The 17394-nt window shown below is 37.8% G+C and carries 12 protein-coding genes and 1 pseudogene; 5 read left to right on the top strand and 8 right to left on the bottom strand.

Going from position 1 to position 17394, the window contains the following annotated elements; all coding sequences use genetic code 11:
• Positions 1-850: 850 nt before the first annotated feature.
• Positions 851-2935 carry an elongation factor G gene (gene fusA, locus P20429_RS18825; RefSeq protein ID WP_007579829.1) on the bottom strand — a complete coding sequence of 695 codons (2085 nt, stop codon included), beginning with the start codon at positions 2933-2935 and terminating at the stop codon, positions 851-853.
• Positions 2936-3141: 206 nt separating this feature from the next.
• Positions 3142-3345: pseudogene (locus P20429_RS19080) on the bottom strand (HTH domain-containing protein); the annotation flags it as partial.
• A 245-nt stretch (positions 3346-3590) separates the two neighbouring features.
• On the opposite strand from P20429_RS19080, the gene P20429_RS18830 reads away from it, so the two are divergent.
• Positions 3591-6569: a DUF3857 domain-containing transglutaminase family protein gene (locus P20429_RS18830; protein ID WP_007579824.1), complete on the top strand. Its 2979-nt coding sequence runs from the start codon at positions 3591-3593 to the stop codon at positions 6567-6569.
• A gap of 280 nt (positions 6570-6849) precedes the next feature.
• Here P20429_RS18830 and P20429_RS21005 read toward each other — a convergent pair whose 3' ends face one another.
• Together P20429_RS21005 and ylqF are read right to left on the bottom strand one after the other, a co-directional pair.
• Positions 6850-6996: a hypothetical protein gene (locus P20429_RS21005; RefSeq protein WP_370493900.1), complete on the bottom strand. Its 147-nt coding sequence runs from the start codon at positions 6994-6996 to the stop codon at positions 6850-6852.
• Positions 6997-7233: 237 nt separating this feature from the next.
• Complete coding sequence (ylqF, locus tag P20429_RS18835; RefSeq protein ID WP_007579822.1) at positions 7234-8178, bottom strand: ribosome biogenesis GTPase YlqF; 945 nt, start codon at positions 8176-8178, stop codon at positions 7234-7236.
• A 91-nt stretch (positions 8179-8269) separates the two neighbouring features.
• Between ylqF and P20429_RS18840 the strand changes: the two genes are divergently transcribed.
• Together P20429_RS18840 and P20429_RS18845 are read left to right on the top strand one after the other, a co-directional pair.
• Complete coding sequence (locus P20429_RS18840) at positions 8270-8806, top strand: YaeQ family protein (protein ID WP_033026171.1); 537 nt, start codon at positions 8270-8272, stop codon at positions 8804-8806.
• A gap of 183 nt (positions 8807-8989) precedes the next feature.
• Positions 8990-9595 (top strand): alpha/beta fold hydrolase, encoded by a 606-nt coding sequence (locus tag P20429_RS18845; protein WP_007579818.1) that lies wholly within the window; start codon positions 8990-8992, stop codon positions 9593-9595.
• Here P20429_RS18845 and P20429_RS18850 read toward each other — a convergent pair.
• Positions 9592-9801 (bottom strand): hypothetical protein, encoded by a 210-nt coding sequence (locus P20429_RS18850; RefSeq protein ID WP_007579816.1) that lies wholly within the window; start codon positions 9799-9801, stop codon positions 9592-9594. The two genes, P20429_RS18845 and P20429_RS18850, sit on opposite strands and share 4 nt — an antisense overlap.
• A gap of 334 nt (positions 9802-10135) precedes the next feature.
• Between P20429_RS18850 and P20429_RS18855 the strand changes: the two genes are divergently transcribed.
• Positions 10136-10609, top strand: a complete 474-nt coding sequence (locus tag P20429_RS18855) for a Dps family protein (RefSeq protein ID WP_004334993.1) — start codon at positions 10136-10138, stop codon at positions 10607-10609.
• 284 nt (positions 10610-10893) lie between these two features.
• Here P20429_RS18855 and P20429_RS18860 read toward each other — a convergent pair whose 3' ends face one another.
• The gene (locus P20429_RS18860) at positions 10894-13836 is read right to left on the bottom strand and encodes a TonB-dependent receptor domain-containing protein (protein WP_007579812.1); all 2943 of its coding nucleotides are present in this window, start codon (positions 13834-13836) and stop codon (positions 10894-10896) included.
• A gap of 238 nt (positions 13837-14074) precedes the next feature.
• Here P20429_RS18860 and P20429_RS18865 point away from each other — a divergent pair, with 238 nt between their 5' ends.
• Complete coding sequence (locus P20429_RS18865) at positions 14075-14827, top strand: LytTR family DNA-binding domain-containing protein (RefSeq protein ID WP_007579810.1); 753 nt, start codon at positions 14075-14077, stop codon at positions 14825-14827.
• Positions 14828-14849: 22 nt separating this feature from the next.
• Here P20429_RS18865 and P20429_RS18870 read toward each other — a convergent pair whose 3' ends face one another.
• Positions 14850-15248 carry a hypothetical protein gene (locus P20429_RS18870; RefSeq protein ID WP_007579808.1) on the bottom strand — a complete coding sequence of 133 codons (399 nt, stop codon included), beginning with the start codon at positions 15246-15248 and terminating at the stop codon, positions 14850-14852.
• Positions 15249-15308: 60 nt separating this feature from the next.
• Positions 15309-17384 carry a S9 family peptidase gene (locus P20429_RS18875; protein ID WP_007579807.1) on the bottom strand — a complete coding sequence of 692 codons (2076 nt, stop codon included), beginning with the start codon at positions 17382-17384 and terminating at the stop codon, positions 15309-15311.
• Positions 17385-17394: the final 10 nt, after the last annotated feature.

Genomic DNA, 17394 nt, shown 5'->3' with positions numbered 1-17394 from the left:
TTATAAAATACAAAAACAAAAAAGGAGCGATTAATCGCTCCTTTTTGCTATCTAAATTAAAGATCAAGCATTGCATTTATCGCTAATATTTTCAATTTTGTTAGCTAACTTATTGCAGTACATTTTAGAAATAGCTGATTGCGTTTCATCATCAAGTTGCCAGTTATAAAAATGGAACGTTTTACCATTATCTAACTCCACCTTAAAAATGGTGAAAAGAAAAAACGAACTAAATGATACGCAACTAATTTCCTCGCTATTGATATAACGCTTTGTGCATAAACGCGTATAACAAATGCCTGCTTTATAACAATGTAAAAAACGAAGATGAAGAATATTAAAAGTAGTAATAATCAGTAGAGCTGGCATTACAGTGAGAAAAACAATTTTTAGGTTCACAGAAAATATAATATGAATTAAAAATATTAAGCTGAATGCTAAAACGCATTTTGTAAATTGTAGCCACCAGTTTGGTGCTAATTTAATAGATTTCATGATTGTTACGTCTTATATAGAATTAATAGCAAACGTCTCTGCTGCGGAGACTTCCTTATCTGACTTTAGAGCTCTAGTCTAAAAGTGCTAGTATTCTACATTACGTATATAGATGCATCAACAGAAGTTCTTAAAATTCATGTGGTTACATTTACTTTACAATTAACCTCTTATAAACCAACCAATTAAGTAATTGAGGTAAATAAATTGCTCTCTAGTACCTTTTTATTAATTAGTAACATAGGACTAATTAATAATAAAAAGTAGTTATAAACAACTAAAAAAATAAAACCAAATTATAGGCAATAAAAAACCCGCAACATGTGCGGGTTTTTTTAAAGAGTTAAAGAGCTAATTACTTAGCAGCTTTTTTCTCTTTTTCTGCAGCGATTACTGTATCAGCAACGTTTTGCGGACATGCAGCGTAGTGTGAGAACTCCATAGAGAACTGACCACGACCAGATGTCATTGTACGTAGTGTACCGATGTAACCGAACATTTCTGATAACGGTACGTCAGCTTTAATACGGCTGCCTGTTAAACCAGCTTCTTGGTCTTTCATCATGCCACGACGACGGTTAAGGTCACCGATTACGTCACCAACGTGATCTTCTGGAGTGAACACGTCAACATTCATGATTGGCTCAAGAAGTTGTGCGCCCGCTTTAGGGATCGATTGACGGAAAGCGCCTTTAGCAGCGATTTCGAACGCGATTGCAGATGAATCCACGGCATGGAAACCACCGTCGAAAAGTTCAATTTCAACGTCAAGTACAGGGAAGCCAGCTAGAACACCAGTACCCATCATTGACTTGAAGCCTTTCTCAACTGCAGGCCAGAATTCTTTAGGTACGTTACCACCAACAACAGATGATTTAAACGTGAAACCTGAAGCAACTTCGCCTGGCTTGATGCGGTAGTCGATTTTACCGAACTGACCAGAACCACCAGATTGTTTCTTATGCGTGTAGCTATCTTCAATTTCTTTAGTGATAGTTTCACGGTAAGCAACTTGTGGTTGACCAACAATAAGGTCTACGCCGTAAGTACGCTTAAGAATATCTACTTTGATATCTAAGTGAAGCTCACCCATACCTTTAAGGATAGTCTCGCCTGAATCTTCATCAGTCTCAACTTGGAAAGATGGATCTTCTGCAACCATTTTACCGATAGCAACACCCATTTTCTCATTACCGCCTTTATCTTTAGGCTGTACAGCAATCGAGATTACTGGAGTTGGGAATACCATTGGCTCAAGTGTTACTGGGTGCTTAGGATCACATAGAGTGTGACCAGTTTGCACGTTTTTCATACCTACGATAGCAATGATGTCACCAGCTTGTGCGCTAGTTAATTCGTTACGATCATCTGCTTGCATCTCAACCATACGGCCAACACGCTCAGTTTTACCAGTAAACGAGTTAAGGATAGTGTCACCCTTGTTTAGTTTACCTGAGTAAATACGTACGAATGTTAATGCACCAAAACGGTCATCCATTATTTTGAATGCTAACGCTTTGAAAGGTTCATCTGCAGAAACGATTGCAAATTCGCCATTTTCGTTACCTTCTTCATCCATAAGAGGTTGAGGATCAACTTCTGTAGGAGCTGGTAAGTAATCAACAACAGCGTCAAGAATAAGCTGCATACCTTTGTTCTTAAACGCAGAACCACAGTATGTAGGGAAGAAAGCAAGGTCACGAGTACCTTTACGGATACAACGTTTGATGTCTTCTTCAGAAGGTGCTTCACCTTCCATGTAAGCTTCAAGTAGTTCATCGTCTTGCTCAAGGGCAGTTTCAACAAGCATTTCATAATACTCGTCAGTTTTTTCTACCATGTCTGCAGGAACGTCTGTGATTTCGTAGTTTTCAGGAAGACCAGTGTCATCCCAAACGTATGCTTTTTTAGTTAAAACATCTACAACACCAACAAATTCATCTTCAATACCAATTGGTAAAGTCATGATTAGTGGTACAGCACCAAGTACTTTACGTACTTGCTCAGTTACACGGTAAAAATCAGCACCCATACGGTCTAATTTGTTAACGAAGATAATACGTGCAACTTCTGAGTCATTAGCATAACGCCAGTTAGTTTCTGATTGTGGTTCAACACCACCAGAACCACAGAACACACCAACACCGCCATCAAGTACTTTAAGCGAACGGTAAACTTCAACTGTGAAGTCAACGTGTCCAGGAGTATCGATAACGTTAAAACGGTGATCTTTCCAGAAACAGCTTACAGCCGCAGACTGAATAGTAATACCGCGCTCAGCTTCTTGTTCCATGAAGTCAGTAGTAGATTCACCATCATGAACCTCACCTGTTTTATGGATTTGACCAGTAAGCTTTAGGATACGCTCAGTAGTCGTGGTTTTACCCGCATCAACGTGCGCGAAAATACCAATGTTTCTGTACTTCGATAAATCTGCCATTAATTTTACTCTTAATAAAGTCGATAAATTATTCGGCAGGAGTATAACATCACTTAAAGCGAACATCACCATACAAGCCGCTTAAAATGCAATCAATTCAACATATTTTTTTTATCGTCAGTATCTATTAAATATCAAACATAACAAAATAAACGCAAAGCATTGAAATATATAGAATTTAAGATTTAATCATCAGATACACAAAGTTACTTCGCTATTTTATAGCAACGTTCAGGGCGGCCAATACTGCCATAACTTTGATCCGCTGTTAACTTACCTGATTCAAGTAAATACTCTAAGTAACGGCGTGCTGTAGAGCGACTAACACCGACCAAATCGCCTATTTGCTGAGCGGTAAATTCCGTAGTTGCGTGCTTTATAAAAGCATAGTGTATTTTGCAAAGTAAAATGTGTGCCGAGCAATAAGACAAACAGCAAAGCCATTTTTAGAGATAATTAAATACCTTTATGCTTTCATTGTATTTATAACCTATGCATATAAATAATAAGCTAAATTGAGCTGAACTTATTCATTATCATAATTATAGATATAAATATGTGGATGGATTCTATTAACATCTCATTGTCAAAAAAGCCTAAATTTGGTACATTATTCCTTCAATAGTATTTATAAAAACAACTATAAGACCCTACAATGAAATGGAACTTCCTTCGACTCAGCTCTTGGCTAATTGCACTTACCTTATTAATTTTCTCTCATAGTATTTTTGCGCAGCAATATAAAATAGATAAACCAGCTAATTGGGTTAATACACATATTATTGAGCAACCCAAGCATTCCGACATAACCAAAGTACGTGACGGCACACTTTATTTGTTACTCGATAACCAATCCTATATACCGAGCAGACAAAAACAGCAACGCTATACGCGTTTGGTTATGAAAGCTTTAAATCAAAGTGGTGTTGATTATATAAGCCAGCTTAATCTTGATTTTGATCCAAGTTATGAGTCACTAACACTAAACAGCTTAACGATTATTAGAAATAATGAGCGTATTGATAAGCTTGGCAGCGCGAGAATGACGGTTATACAAGGTGAATCTGAGTTAGCTGATCGTATTTATAATGGTAGCTTATCACTCAACATTATTATTGATGATATGCGCAGTGGCGACATACTTGATTACAGCTACACAGTGGCAGGTAGCAACCCTATATATGCTAATAAATTTAGTACAAGACGCACGCTAAACTGGTCGGTACCCGTAGTGCAACAAAATATGCGTGTACTTTGGGGTAAACAAACGCCTTTACATATTAATACAATAAACGGCACAGCAGATATTCAAGAAACGCTTAACAAATATGGCAAAGATTATTCTATAACTCTTTTTGAAGAACCCTTACTCGAGCAAAATTCTCAAACCCCAACGTGGTACGACCCATATACACAAGTTTACTTTTCTGAGTTTGACGATTGGGGTCAGGTAGTTAACTGGGCATATCCACTTTATCAGTCAGCCATAGAAACCCCAAACAGCATTTTGGATGTAGCTGAAGAAATAAAAGCAAAACACACAAAAACATCAGACAAAATTGCAGCAGCACTGCGCTTTAGCCAAGACGAAGTTCGATATTTAGGGCTTGAAATGGGCACTAACTCGCATCAACCAACGTCAGCTTCAGAAACGCTTTCGCTACGATATGGCGATTGCAAAGATAAAACAGTACTGCTTATCTCGTTATTAAAAGCGATGGATATAGAGGCCTTCCCTGCGCTAGTTGATACAGAGGAAACCAAACGTTTAAAAGAACTTCCACCTTCTGCAAGTGTATTTAATCACGTAATTGTTACGCTTAAACAAAACGGAAAACGCTACTGGCTCGATCCTACGGTTAGCTACCAACGAGGTACTCTCGAATATTTAGCACAGCCTGATTATGGCTATGCCCTAATTATTGATAAAGGTGAAACCACTTTAACTTCAATGGCGCAAAAACCTGTACATACAAATGTATCTGTAGAAGATAACTTTTTTATTGCTGAAAAAGTATCTGAGCCATCACGTTTTGAAACCCAGTACACTTATGCTGAATTTGAAGCTATTAACCGAAGAAGCAGTATAGCCAGCAGTGGTCTAAATAGCGTTGCTAAATCTTATTTCGAGTATTACCAAGGCTTTTTAAATGGTCTATCAATCAATGAAGCAATGACTATTAGTGAACAAGAACAAACGGGTAAACTAATAACCAAAGAATCGTATTTAATTAGTGAATTTTGGGAAAAAACAGACGAAGGCTACGAAGCTAGTTTTTACGCGAATGAAATACAAAATAGCGTTTACGAACCAAAGCAGGTAAATCGCACCGACCCACTCTACTTTGGCTACCCCAATATAATTAACACCACAATAAAACTGTATTTTGCAGAAAAAGGTTGGGGATTTGATAGCGATCAAGAAGAAATTGATAACGACTACTTCAACTTAAAAACAACTACTGAATTTAATGATAATGTTTTAACACTGAGTTATGACTATTACGCAAAACAAGATCATATTAAAGCCGCTCAAATAGATGATTATTTAGCACAGCGTAAAAAGTTAATATCAGCAACCCATTACCCTATTCTAAAATACGCGGAAACGACCGAAACACCTCAAACAGCAGCTGATGTGCTAGATAGCTTTGGTTATAGTTGGCTTAAATATGTGTTGGCTGGCTATATTTTAGTACTCATATTCTTTTTTGCCGATTGGCGATTAGAGTCAGCAAAAAAAGTGAAATTTGAAGATAGTCCATTTTATGCAGTATCTGTAAGTAAGTTTATTATTTACAGTATTTTAAGTTTAGGCATATTTGTTAACTACTGGAGTTATCGTAATTTTAAAGCCATTAAAGAGCGCGATAACTCAAGTATTATGCCTATTGCTCGAGGTATATTTGCATTTTTATGGTATTACCCTTTGTATCTCGCACTTGCAGAGCACAGCCAACAACAGTTAAACAAAAATAGAGTAATGCCTAACTGGACTGCCTTAACACTCTGGCTAATGGTACTCGCCAGCGTCTTTGCTTATCGTATGGACGAATACGCAACCATAGTGATTTGTATAATGCCATTTTTATGGTTGCCTCTAGTTAGTTACATTGAACAAACCGATACAAGTAAAGAAGCCCTACATTACAACTCGTACTGGCGAATTAGACAGTATTTAATCTCGCTTGCGTTTGCACCTCTATTATTTTTAGGCGTACTTCAAGAAGTAAATATTTTACCCAATGCCGCAATTATAAAAGGCGATAGTTTATGGTCTTACCAAGTACACTTTTTAAAACGTAATCGCCTAACACCTGAAAACGAAGAAATACTTTATTTTTATAGCGATGCAGTATTTGATTACCGAGAAGACGGTAACGGAATAACCGAGAACTATATTTTTAGTTACTACAAAAACGATGACGGCAGGCTTGAATCGGATCTTAGTCACTTTAAAGACATAGAAAAAATAGAAACCACCTACGGTAAAACCAAACTTGATAACACAAGCATTAAAGTAATAAAAACTGACGGTAGTGATTTCTTGCTCATTGTAGGGCGTCTAAACAAGCAGGATAAAGTACTAGTGGAGCAGATTAATTTACGTATAACAGCAAATAAAGTGCGTTAGTGGCTTAAAATATCCAATTAAGTACGAATATTTTTAGCCACTAATTAAAGGCTGTTGATCTTTGGGGGTTAAGATTTTATAAGAGACTATTTTATTTGATATCAAAGCAGTCGCTGTCTTGGAAGGCGATAAAATCATTCCTAGCTTGAATTTATTTTAACTTCGAAAGATCAATACTTTTATAATAAAAATTCATATCAAATTATTCAATAAGTATTAAACATCTATTTTTTATTCTTAATTGTTCAGCCAAGATAAGCATTTTTATGAAATGGCAGTGCTAACTAGCCGATTTATATATGAATAAAAAACAAGCGCTACAATAATAAGAATTATTTGCATTTAGGTGTTGACAGATAATTAGATCTAACTGATAATCAATATCAACAAGACGGATTGCATACCACTTGTTAAGGAATGAATTGATTTGTTTCTCGACCCTGAAACAACGTGTGGCGCACGTAAACAGCTATGGTTACTTGTTATGAACCGCAACGCCCCTTGATGTTGATGATGAGTAACCGCCCTACTATTTTACTTGCTACATTGCTCATATCGGTGACGGTAGATATGAAACTAAAAAAGCCCTTACGGGCTTTTTTTATGTCTGTAATTTAATAAAACTAAATCACTTTAATTAAATAACCTGAACTCTGGTTAAATATTAACGACGGTTTTTACGAGCTCTTGCCCGGCGTTGAAGCTTCTCTTCTTCTTTAGCTGCTTTTTTAGCTTCTGCAGCGGCGCGTAAACCAGCAACCATTACTTCTTCTTCCTCACGCATCTGCGGAGTTTCCATAGTAATACGGCCAATAATACCGTCGCGTAATTCGTTGATTAGTATTTCAGACATTTTATATGTGTCTATTTGATTACCACCACGAATACAGCCGCGTTTTTTACCCGCCATTTCAACAAACTCCCAATCACTTTCAGGTAGTTCGGCAATTTTATAACGTGCTTTTAAAAGCTCAGGGTATGCACGCAATAAGTACTCAGCGGTGTAACTTGCTACTTCTTCATACTCAAGCGCCGTATCACGAATGGCACCTGTAGCGCCTAAACGATAACCTGAGTTTTCATTCTCTACTTTTGGCCACAACATACCTGGCGTATCGTAAAGCATAATACCGTCTTCAAGCTTAATGCGTTGTTGTGCTTTGGTTACCGCAGGTTCATTACCTGTTTTTGCAACTATACGTCCAGCCAGTACATTAATTAACGTAGATTTACCCACGTTAGGAATACCCATTATCATGGCTTTAATTTGCTTATCTGCACCCACTTTATGCGGCACTAACTTTTTACAAAGCTCATTTATACGACTTACTTCAGCTGCTTTATCATGTCCAAAAGAAATCGCTTTAACACCATTTTCTTGCTCAAAATAATCTTTCCAGATTTGAGTCATTTTAGGATCAGCTAAATCAGCTTTGTTCAAAATTTTGATGACCGGCTTACCTTCACGCAAGGTTGCCACCATCGGGTTTTCACTACTGTAGGGAATGCGCGCATCAAGCACTTCAATGATCACATCCATTTGTGGCATTATTTCTTTAATTTCATTGCGGGCTTTATTCATATGCCCAGGGAACCACTGGATAGCCATTTTTAACTCCTAACGTATAATTAACCGCTATTTTAACTGGCAATTCATTTAATTGCGCTATACTGACGCAAATTTTTTCAGATTAGTTGTTATGGCTCTTAAATCCACCATTATGAAAGTGCAGTTATCGCTTAGCGATATGGACCGCCACGTTTATCAAGATTTTAATTTAACCTTGGCTCAACACCCTTCAGAAACAGATCAGCGGTTGATGATTCGCTTACTCGCTTTTGCGCTAAATAGCTGTGATGGTTTAGAATTTACTAAAGGATTAAGCGCTGATGATGAGCCTGAACTTTGGCATGTAAGCTATAGTGAAGAAATAGAACTATGGATTGAACTTGGCTTACCAGATGAAAAACGCCTTAAAAAAGCCTGTAATAAATCTAAAAAAGTGGTGCTATATACTTATGGTGAAAACAATCAAGCAATTTGGTGGCAAAAACACCAACCTAAATTGTATGAATTTAAAAATCTAAGTGTTTTTAGCCTTGATTATGCAGCAACACAAGCACTTGCTGCTTTGGTTGATCGTGGAATTAAGCTCGCCATTACCATTCAAGATGGTGAAGTATGGGTAAATACCGATACAACCAATATTGAAATAAAACCGCTGCAATTAATGTAATTACGGTAGTTATACCAATTGCATTAAATTAGTTATCTATTATAGCGACAAGGAAATAAGTCGATAGCAAGGCGAAAATTATGACATATAGTTGTTCTATATAAATAATTTTTAACGCAGGTAGCGGGTTATTTAATACGCTAGAATGATCATGTCTTTAATAAAATTGGTATTAGGGAGCATATGAAAGTTAAACACGTTATTGTTTTACATGGCTTGTATATGTCTGGCTTTGTTATGCGCCCACTTTGTTCACGACTTGAAGAATCGGGTATGACGGTATTAAACATTACCTATAATACGCTCGACCCTCACCGCGATACCATATTTGCACAAATTGATGAGTGTATTTCTAACGAACCTGCAGCGCTTGTATGCCACTCAATGGGAGGGCTGATTGCACGTGCTTACCTAGAGGCAAACTCTCCTGCTAGCCAGAATATTACGAAGGTAATTACACTGGGTACTCCACATAAAGGCAGCCATATAGCGCAAAAAATGAAGCAAAAAGGCTTTGAATCATTTTTAAAAAATAGTGTTGAATTTTTACTCACTAAAAATGGTAATTGGCCTTTTAAAGCTAAGCTTTACAGTATTGCGGGCGATTTACCTATTGGGCTTATGCCCTTAATAGTCAAAGGTAGCCAGTCAGATGGCACTGTATTACTAGATGAAACCAAACTTAAAGGTATGGCCGAACATAAAGTGTTTCATTTAAGCCATACCAGTATGATTTACTCGCGCCAAGTACTCGATTACATTTTAAAGTGCTTAAACGGGAAAGATTAATCCTCAGCATTGGCTGCTATTTTATAACTAATTAAAAATACCACTGCCAATATAAGCGGAATCGGCGCCGCAATGTAGCCAAAAAAATCTGAGTTCGCAAAGCTTGCACCCGCTAAGTGCGCTACTAACCCAAGTACAAATGCGATGACTGCAATTCCTACCACTATTAACTCTGCTTTATTTTGTTTCGCTGTTTTTGCATGCATGTTATCTCTCCTAATTATTTCGACAACATTATTATGCGCCGTTAGGGTGGATGATTTTTGACCTGCATCAATAAAAAAATAGCTAAGTTATTACCTTGAATAAAGTTTGTTTTAGATCATGATTTATATACTTTTGAGGTTTATTTACTTTTGAGGGGTAGTATTTTTATTAATCAGACCCACTTCTATTAATAGTCTAAAGTGAATATAGGTATCAAAAACAGATAATAGGTTAAAACTATTAATTAGATACATTTAAACGATTTTACTAATTTATCGAAATTAGTAATACTTATCACAAGTTCACAAACAAACGGTTATTCAGGAGCAAGTTATGTCACATGTAAACGCAATTGGTCTAAACAGCGCAAAAAGCGAAGACATCATAAAGTCACTCAATACATTATTGAGTAGCTACCAGATTCAATACATGAATGCGCGTGGCTTTCACTGGAATATTAAAGGCCGTAACTTTTTTGAACTACACGTTAAGTTTGAAGAAATTTATAACTTACTACTTCTAAAAGTAGATGAAGTTGCAGAACGTATTTTAACGTTAGATGGCGCACCTCTACATGCATTTTCTGATTACCTTGAAGTAAGTAAAATCAAAGAAGCTAAAGGTATTAGTGATGGCGTTACAGCCGTAGAAAACCTACTTGCTGGTTACAGCACATTAATTCACATGCAGCGTGATATTTTAAGCCAAGCTGGTGATGCAGACGATGAAGGTACAGCCTCACTAATGAGCGATTACATCTCAGAGCAAGAAAAATTGGTTTGGATGCTAAAGGCTTACTTAGACTAAACCAGCAAAAAAAAAGCCCTCAATGAAGAGGGCCACAAATAGGGATAAATCGTTAAATAATCAAGCGATTCGGTTACTATATTAGTCTCCTCCCAATACTAAACAACGCCCCTGTTACCAGTGGCGTTGTTTTTGGTTTAAGTGGGCACAATGCTCATATATTGGGATAAACAATGTATAAGCATTACTGCTCTTATTATTTTTTCCAATAAAAAAGCCCCAGCGATACTGAGGCTTTGTGAACGTAACTAATTAAGTAACTATATTAGTGTCGTTATTGTTGGTTAGAATTTACTTCTAAAACCTATGTAGAATGATTGACCAATTGGGTCGTACGTACCAGCATCAGTTTCAGTACCAGTACTTGAACCGCTCACACCCGATAAAATGCGTGGTGGCTCTTTATCAAATAAGTTACTTGCACCAGCGTAAAGCTCTGTTGAATCGCTGATATGGTAACTTGCTTGAACATCATGATACGTTACTGAACCAATCCCTACTCCACCTGGAGCAATACCAAAACCACTTAAGAATTGATCATCAAAGTCTGCAGCGCCAATGTAAGTTAAGCTCCAGTTAAAATCAAAGTCGTTAAGTTTATAACCAAAGTTCCAGTTAGCTTTATGCTCTGATGCACCAATTTCTCCAGCAAACTCATCTTTATCAGCGCCTGGAAGTGGAATGCTATAACCATCGATTAGGTAAGTATAAGCAAGGCGAGTTCTAAACGCACCAGGACCAATATCAGCAGAGTACGTTAGTGTTAAATCAACACCTTCTGTACCTAAGCCACCACTGTTAGATACACCACTGTCGATAAATTCTAGTGAACCAGCACTATTATTACCTGATGGCGCACTACGACGAGTTACAAAGTCACAAAAGCTTGTATCGCCGCCGCCATAACATTGGTCAAGAATAAACTGACGAGGTGTTGATACGATTGCATCTGTAATTTCGATATCAAAGTAATCAAGCGTAATATCTAGTCCTGATATTAGGTTTTCTGGTGTAAATACTAAACCTACTGTTACAGAGTCACCAACTTCTTCTTTTAAATCTTGGTTACCACGGTTAAAGCCACTAATGCCTTGTAAGTCAGACTGGTTAAGCGTGAACTCACCATTTGAAGCGATATTAGTTGTAACACCACCATCTGTTCTACAAGCATCGCCAGCAGCACCACCACCACTATTAGTAACACCTAAACATGGATCGTTTAAACCACTTGGGAAAGTTTGTGAAGGCGGAGAAAATAGTTCATCGATATTTGGAGCCCGTGTTGAACGAGCACGAGTAGCACGTAAACGTAAGCTATCCATTACTTCCCAATCAACACCCACATTCCAACTTTCAGTGCTACCTACAGTTGAATAATCAGATAAACGAACTGCTGCATTCATCGTTACAGAATCAAGCACTGGGATATTTGCTTCTACATAATACTCAGTTACATCAAACGAGCCTTCTGTTGCTGGGATTGCATTACCCGCATTAAGACCTGCTTGCTGTAGTGCATCAAATTCACTGCGTGAAAATTCTTCGCGGTATTCAAAACCAGCTGCAATACCTACCGTACCTGCTGGTAAATCAAATAAATCACCTGAAATATTACCACCAATGATTTCTTGCTCAACCGACGTTGAAAGCGAACTAGGTGCACTTACAAAATCAATAGCACCTTGCGATAACGAATTAAAACCATAAATGTCTACTGGTGCACAATTAAAGCCACGTGCTGTCGCATCGATACAGATAGCCTCATCAGTAATACCATCACCATCTAAATCTTGGCTATCGATCACAGCTTCTAAACCTTGACGGAAGCTTTGTACATTAACTAGACCGCCTGAAACTTGTTGCTCTTTTGTTTTACCGTATACATAGTAAGTATCGTAAAACCAACCATCGGCTATTTCACCTTGAAAACCAAGTGCTAAACGGAATGTATCACGCTCTGCTCGTGCTCCACGATTACCGATATCACTTAAACGTTTTGCAAAGAAGATATCTCGTGCGCCATCACCGTCGGTATCGGTTGCTGCGTTATATATATCGTCTGGAACAAACGCGTTACGTAGAAGCTCACCGTTTACATTAAATTCAATTGGTACCTGGCCATTTGCATAAATGTCGTCAGAGGCAAAAGGAAATGGCTCTAATTCAGAAACGGTTGTTGTTGCAGCGTAAGTGCCTTCATAAAAAAAGCTATGCTTGTCGCTTAACTCGTAGCTACCATTTGAGGCAAATAAGTAACGTTCTGTAGGTATTGCTATTGTACGTACACCGCTTCGGTTAAAACCATTTGCAGCTACGCCATCGCCGCCATTAGTACTAAATGAGTTTTGTAGGTTATTTGCATCATTAAACGTAAATGTTTCATCCCCAGCGCTAAAACGACCTTGTGGTGGAAATGAAGATAAAAACGGGCTTACTGCATCAAATACAGAACCTGGATTTGCTACTGGATCATCTTCGAAGAAAATACCTGAAAATTGGTCTACCGCTGAGCGATCACGGTCACGTGAGAAAACAGCGCCTTGATCAGAGTAACCAAGGTGAAACATTGCGTGTCCTTTACCATCTGAGCTTGATAAGCCTGAGGTAAAGTTAAATTGGCGTGACTCATCATCACCTTCACTCGATTCACCGTACTGACCATCAAACTCAACGCCTTCAAAGTCATCTTTTAGTACAAAGTTAACTACACCAGCAACAGCGTCAGAGCCATAAACAGATGAAGCACCACCTGTCATAATTTCAACACGTTCAATAAATTGGCTCGGAATAGTGTTTAAATCGACAGCAGAGCTACCTGGTACACCTGATACATAACGACGACCGTTAACTAATACCAATGTACGGTTAGAACCTAAATTACGTAAATCTACAGTCGCAACACCTGCACTCGCTGTACTAAAGTTTGAGTTAGTACGACTGATTGCCGGTGAACCAAATGCTGGATTATCTAGTAGTAAATCTTGAATATTTAATGAACCAGATGCGTCGATTGCTGTGCTATCTACAACTTGAATAGGCGCTGATGACATCGCCTCAGCTGAACGAATGCGAGAGCCTGTAACTTGTACACGTTCTATTTTAGTAATTTCGTCATCTTCTGCAGCCACACCTTGAAATGAAATGCTTGCAAGTATCGCGCTGCTTAGCGCAACTGTTAACGACGATTTTTTAAATAATCGCGCGCTACCTTTGTTAGTTAATGTCATATAATTCCCCTGAATTGTTATTTTTGTAACTAAATAGTTACTTCGCGGATTACAGTAAGGGGATTTATTTAAACACTCTACGTACGTTATTTATTAGGCGTAATCTTTGGTATGAATAGCTAGTTTTATGGGACGAATTAGTACGTCACAATTATTTTATAAATATATTGTACTTTTCATAACAGTTTTTCCGCTAAGCACGGTCTTTATTATTATATACAGCAAGAGATATAAAATAATGGTCGCTTCTTTTCATGCATTAACTTTTGTTAGTAACACTAAGTTTGCAACATTTTTAACAAAGCGCGTGCAAGAGCACCGACACTTTGAATCTCAATCTTTTATTCAGGCAAACAGATTAGATCAGATAGATACAGATCAATACAACGTACTGTTTTACGAACTAACTAATCTGGCAGACCCTATGCAAATAGTGCATTTAACAGAGCTAGCTAAAAAGCTTAAGTTAGTCATTATTGCCCAGTCGGGTCATTTTGCGAGTTTTGCTTTTGAAGTTGGCGCTGTTGATTTTTTAATAGTAGATTCAACTGCACCACGTATCGATAAATGCTTTGATAAACTGATTCACCTTTGCCCGATTGCAAGCGCGGCCGAACGTCAATATCAACAAAGCACACAAACCGAAAAACCATCATCACATATCGTAGTTAAAGATGTAGGTAAGGTAAGGCTAATTGATATAAAAGATATTATTTGGATTAATGGTGCGGGCAATTATGTAGAGCTGCATTTTACCCAAGGTAGTACACCGGTATTACACCGCGAAACCATGAAAAATATTGAACAGCAGCTAGAGCCAGAAGGGTTTATTCGTATTCATCGCTCAACGCTGGTAAGAAAACAAGCTATCTGCGAACTGATGCCTACTGACAGTGGCGATTATAAAGTCAGACTTAAAAACGATATGTGCTTAAACCTTTCAAGGCGCTATAAAGGGTGTTTAGAGAGTATTATAAGCCCTCTTCAGTAGCGGTTTATAATACTCATATTAATTACCAGTTCTGTTTTATATAACTATCACTTGGATGCACTAATAAATAGCTTTCAGTATCTTTATAAAAATTAACTTCTACATCGCTATTTTTCCATACTTTTTCAAACATGTTTTTAGCTATGATATTAATGTTTATATAGTCAACTCGTTGATAGCCACGTTCTTTTACACCCGCAAAATAGGCCTCTAACGAATCAAGACTATCTAAAGTTAACAGTTCAAACTCTTTTAAGTTAACAATCACAAACTTAATCGTATTTTCAGGGTGAGTGCTCAATTCTTGAATAACACCATTAGTTAATGATGTTATACCTTCATTGTTAAAGCTCCCCTTCAATTTTAAATACATATGAGGGGGCTGTGAACAAATCTGAAATTCGCCATGTGCTCCAAACATAAATTACCTTATATATATCAACTTCTATATATAGAGTAATACAATTTTCCGATTTTGCAGTTAATTTAACAGCGCAATAAAAAAGGCCATTTCGAGGGCTTTTTCTTCTAAGCTTTTAAAACGACCTGATGCACCGCCATGACCTGCATCCATATCGGTTTTAAATACTAAAATATTACTGTCTGTTTTAAGTTCACGCATTTTTGCAACCCACTTCATAGGCTCCCAATACTGTACTTGTGAGTCATGAAGACCGGTAGTAACGAGTATGTTCGGGTAGTTTTGTGCGCTAATATTGTCATAAGGCGAGTAAGCTTCTATCACATCATAAAATTGAGGCTCATTTGGATTACCCCATTCATCGTATTCATTTGTTGTGAGCGGAATACTCTCATCAAGCATTGTGGTTAATACGTCTAAAAATGGTACATGACAGCCAACACCGCAATATAACTCTGGTGCCTGGTTTACAACCGCTCCCATTAATAAGCCACCGGCACTGCCGCCTGAGGCAAACACCTTATTGCTATCACAATAACCTTGATCAACAAGCGCTTTTGTCACATCAATAAAGTCACTAAAGCTATTTTGTTTATGCTCTTTTTTACCTTGCTCATACCATTCGCGACCTAGCATTTCAGAGCCTCGAACATGCGCAATAACATAAACAAAGCCACGATCGAGCAAGCTCAGTGACGAACTAGAAAAACTAGGATCAATCGTATAGCCATAGGCGCCATAGCCGTATTGAAATAACGGATTTGTGCCATCTTTTTTAAAGCTGTCTTTTCGATAAACAACAGATACAGGTACTTTAACTCCGTCGCGAGCAGTTACCATTAATCGCTCCGACTGATAGTCATCGGCATTAAAACTACCGAGTACTTTTTGCTGTTTAAGTAGTGTTTTTTTGCCAGTTGCTAAATCAACATCATATAAAGAGCCTGGTGTTGTTAAACTTGAGTAATAAATACGCGCAGTGCGAGTGTCTGGCTCTGGGTTCATTGCTATTGCAGCATAATAACAAGGATCGGCAAACTCAAGTGCCATACGATCCCCTAGCCTATTAACAACTACAAATCGAGCTTGCCCTTGCTCGCGTTCACTCAATACTAAAAAGTCATTAAATAACTCTACACCTTCAAGTAGTACATTTTCTCTGTGAGCTGTATGCTCAAACCATTGTGTTTTATCAGCAATCGTTTCGTTTGTTGCCGTCATTAATCTAAAGTTTTTAGCTTGCCAGTTAGTCACAATATAAAATGTGTCACCTAGCTTATCTACGTCAAACTCGTGGCCATCTTCACGCGGCATTAATGCTTTAAATTCGTCAGTGGGCTTATTAGCATCAAGCACCCATGTATCGTTGGTCTCTGTCGATGCTAAATCAATAATAATTAAGCCTTCGTCGCGGCTTTTACCAAGCCCCATAAAAAAGCTGCTGTCTTGCTCTTCGTAAACCATTACGTCTTGGCTTTGCTCGCTGCCAAGCTCATGCCTAAATACTTGGTATCCTAGTAGCGTTTTTAAATCTTTTTTTACATAAAAAACAGTTTTATTGTCGTTAGCCCAAACAACCTGCCCTTCTGTATTTTCAAGTACATCAGGTAGCATTTCACCGGTCGTTAAGCTTTTAAAGCGAACATTATAAATACGACGACCTTCAGTATCTTCAGAGTAAGCCATAAGCTGCTCGCATGGGCTTAGTGCGACTTCTCCTAGCTCAAAAAACTCAAATCCCTCAGCTAATATATTCACATCGAGTAAAAGCTCTTTATTATCAGCCCTTATGCTCGTGCTTCTATAATGGCGAGAGTACTCATCATCACCACGAACTTCTGAGTGATACCAGTATTTCCCGTCTTTAACGGGTACCGAGTTATCGTCTTTTACAATGCGTGCTTTTAACTCTTCAAAAAGTGTATTTTGGAGTGGCTTCATTGCAGCTAACTGTTCATCGCAATACGCATTTTCAGCATGTAAATGAGCAAGTACTTGCTCATCCTGACGATCGTCATCACGCATCCAATAGTAATTATCAGTGCGTATTTTATTATGAGTACTTAATGTATGGGCTTGCTGTTTAGCAATCGGGAAATTAGGTAATAAACTTAAAGAATAGTCAGGACGAGACACAACAAAACCA

The organism is Pseudoalteromonas sp. BSi20429, assembly GCF_000238895.1.
In the GTDB taxonomy this organism is placed as follows: Bacteria; Pseudomonadota; Gammaproteobacteria; order Enterobacterales; family Alteromonadaceae; genus Pseudoalteromonas; species Pseudoalteromonas arctica.
Note: the sequence above shows the minus strand (reverse complement) of the source record. Positions and strands in the feature narration are given on the sequence as shown.

Bases quoted from the DNA above. Each gene is read 5' to 3' on its own strand.
- P20429_RS18865 (WP_007579810.1), top strand. From the start codon at position 14,075: ATGGTCGCTTCTTTTCATGCATTAACTTTTGTTAGTAACACTAAGTTT.
- ylqF (WP_007579822.1), bottom strand. From the start codon at position 8,178: ATGGCTATCCAGTGGTTCCCTGGGCATATGAATAAAGCCCGCAATGAA.
- P20429_RS18870 (WP_007579808.1), bottom strand. From the start codon at position 15,248: ATGTTTGGAGCACATGGCGAATTTCAGATTTGTTCACAGCCCCCTCAT.
- P20429_RS18850 (WP_007579816.1), bottom strand. From the start codon at position 9,801: ATGCATGCAAAAACAGCGAAACAAAATAAAGCAGAGTTAATAGTGGTA.
- P20429_RS18830 (WP_007579824.1), top strand. From the start codon at position 3,591: ATGAAATGGAACTTCCTTCGACTCAGCTCTTGGCTAATTGCACTTACC.
- P20429_RS18860 (WP_007579812.1), bottom strand. From the start codon at position 13,836: ATGACATTAACTAACAAAGGTAGCGCGCGATTATTTAAAAAATCGTCG.
- P20429_RS18855 (WP_004334993.1), top strand. From the start codon at position 10,136: ATGTCACATGTAAACGCAATTGGTCTAAACAGCGCAAAAAGCGAAGAC.
- P20429_RS18845 (WP_007579818.1), top strand. From the start codon at position 8,990: ATGAAAGTTAAACACGTTATTGTTTTACATGGCTTGTATATGTCTGGC.
- fusA (WP_007579829.1), bottom strand. From the start codon at position 2,935: ATGGCAGATTTATCGAAGTACAGAAACATTGGTATTTTCGCGCACGTT.
- P20429_RS18840 (WP_033026171.1), top strand. From the start codon at position 8,270: ATGGCTCTTAAATCCACCATTATGAAAGTGCAGTTATCGCTTAGCGAT.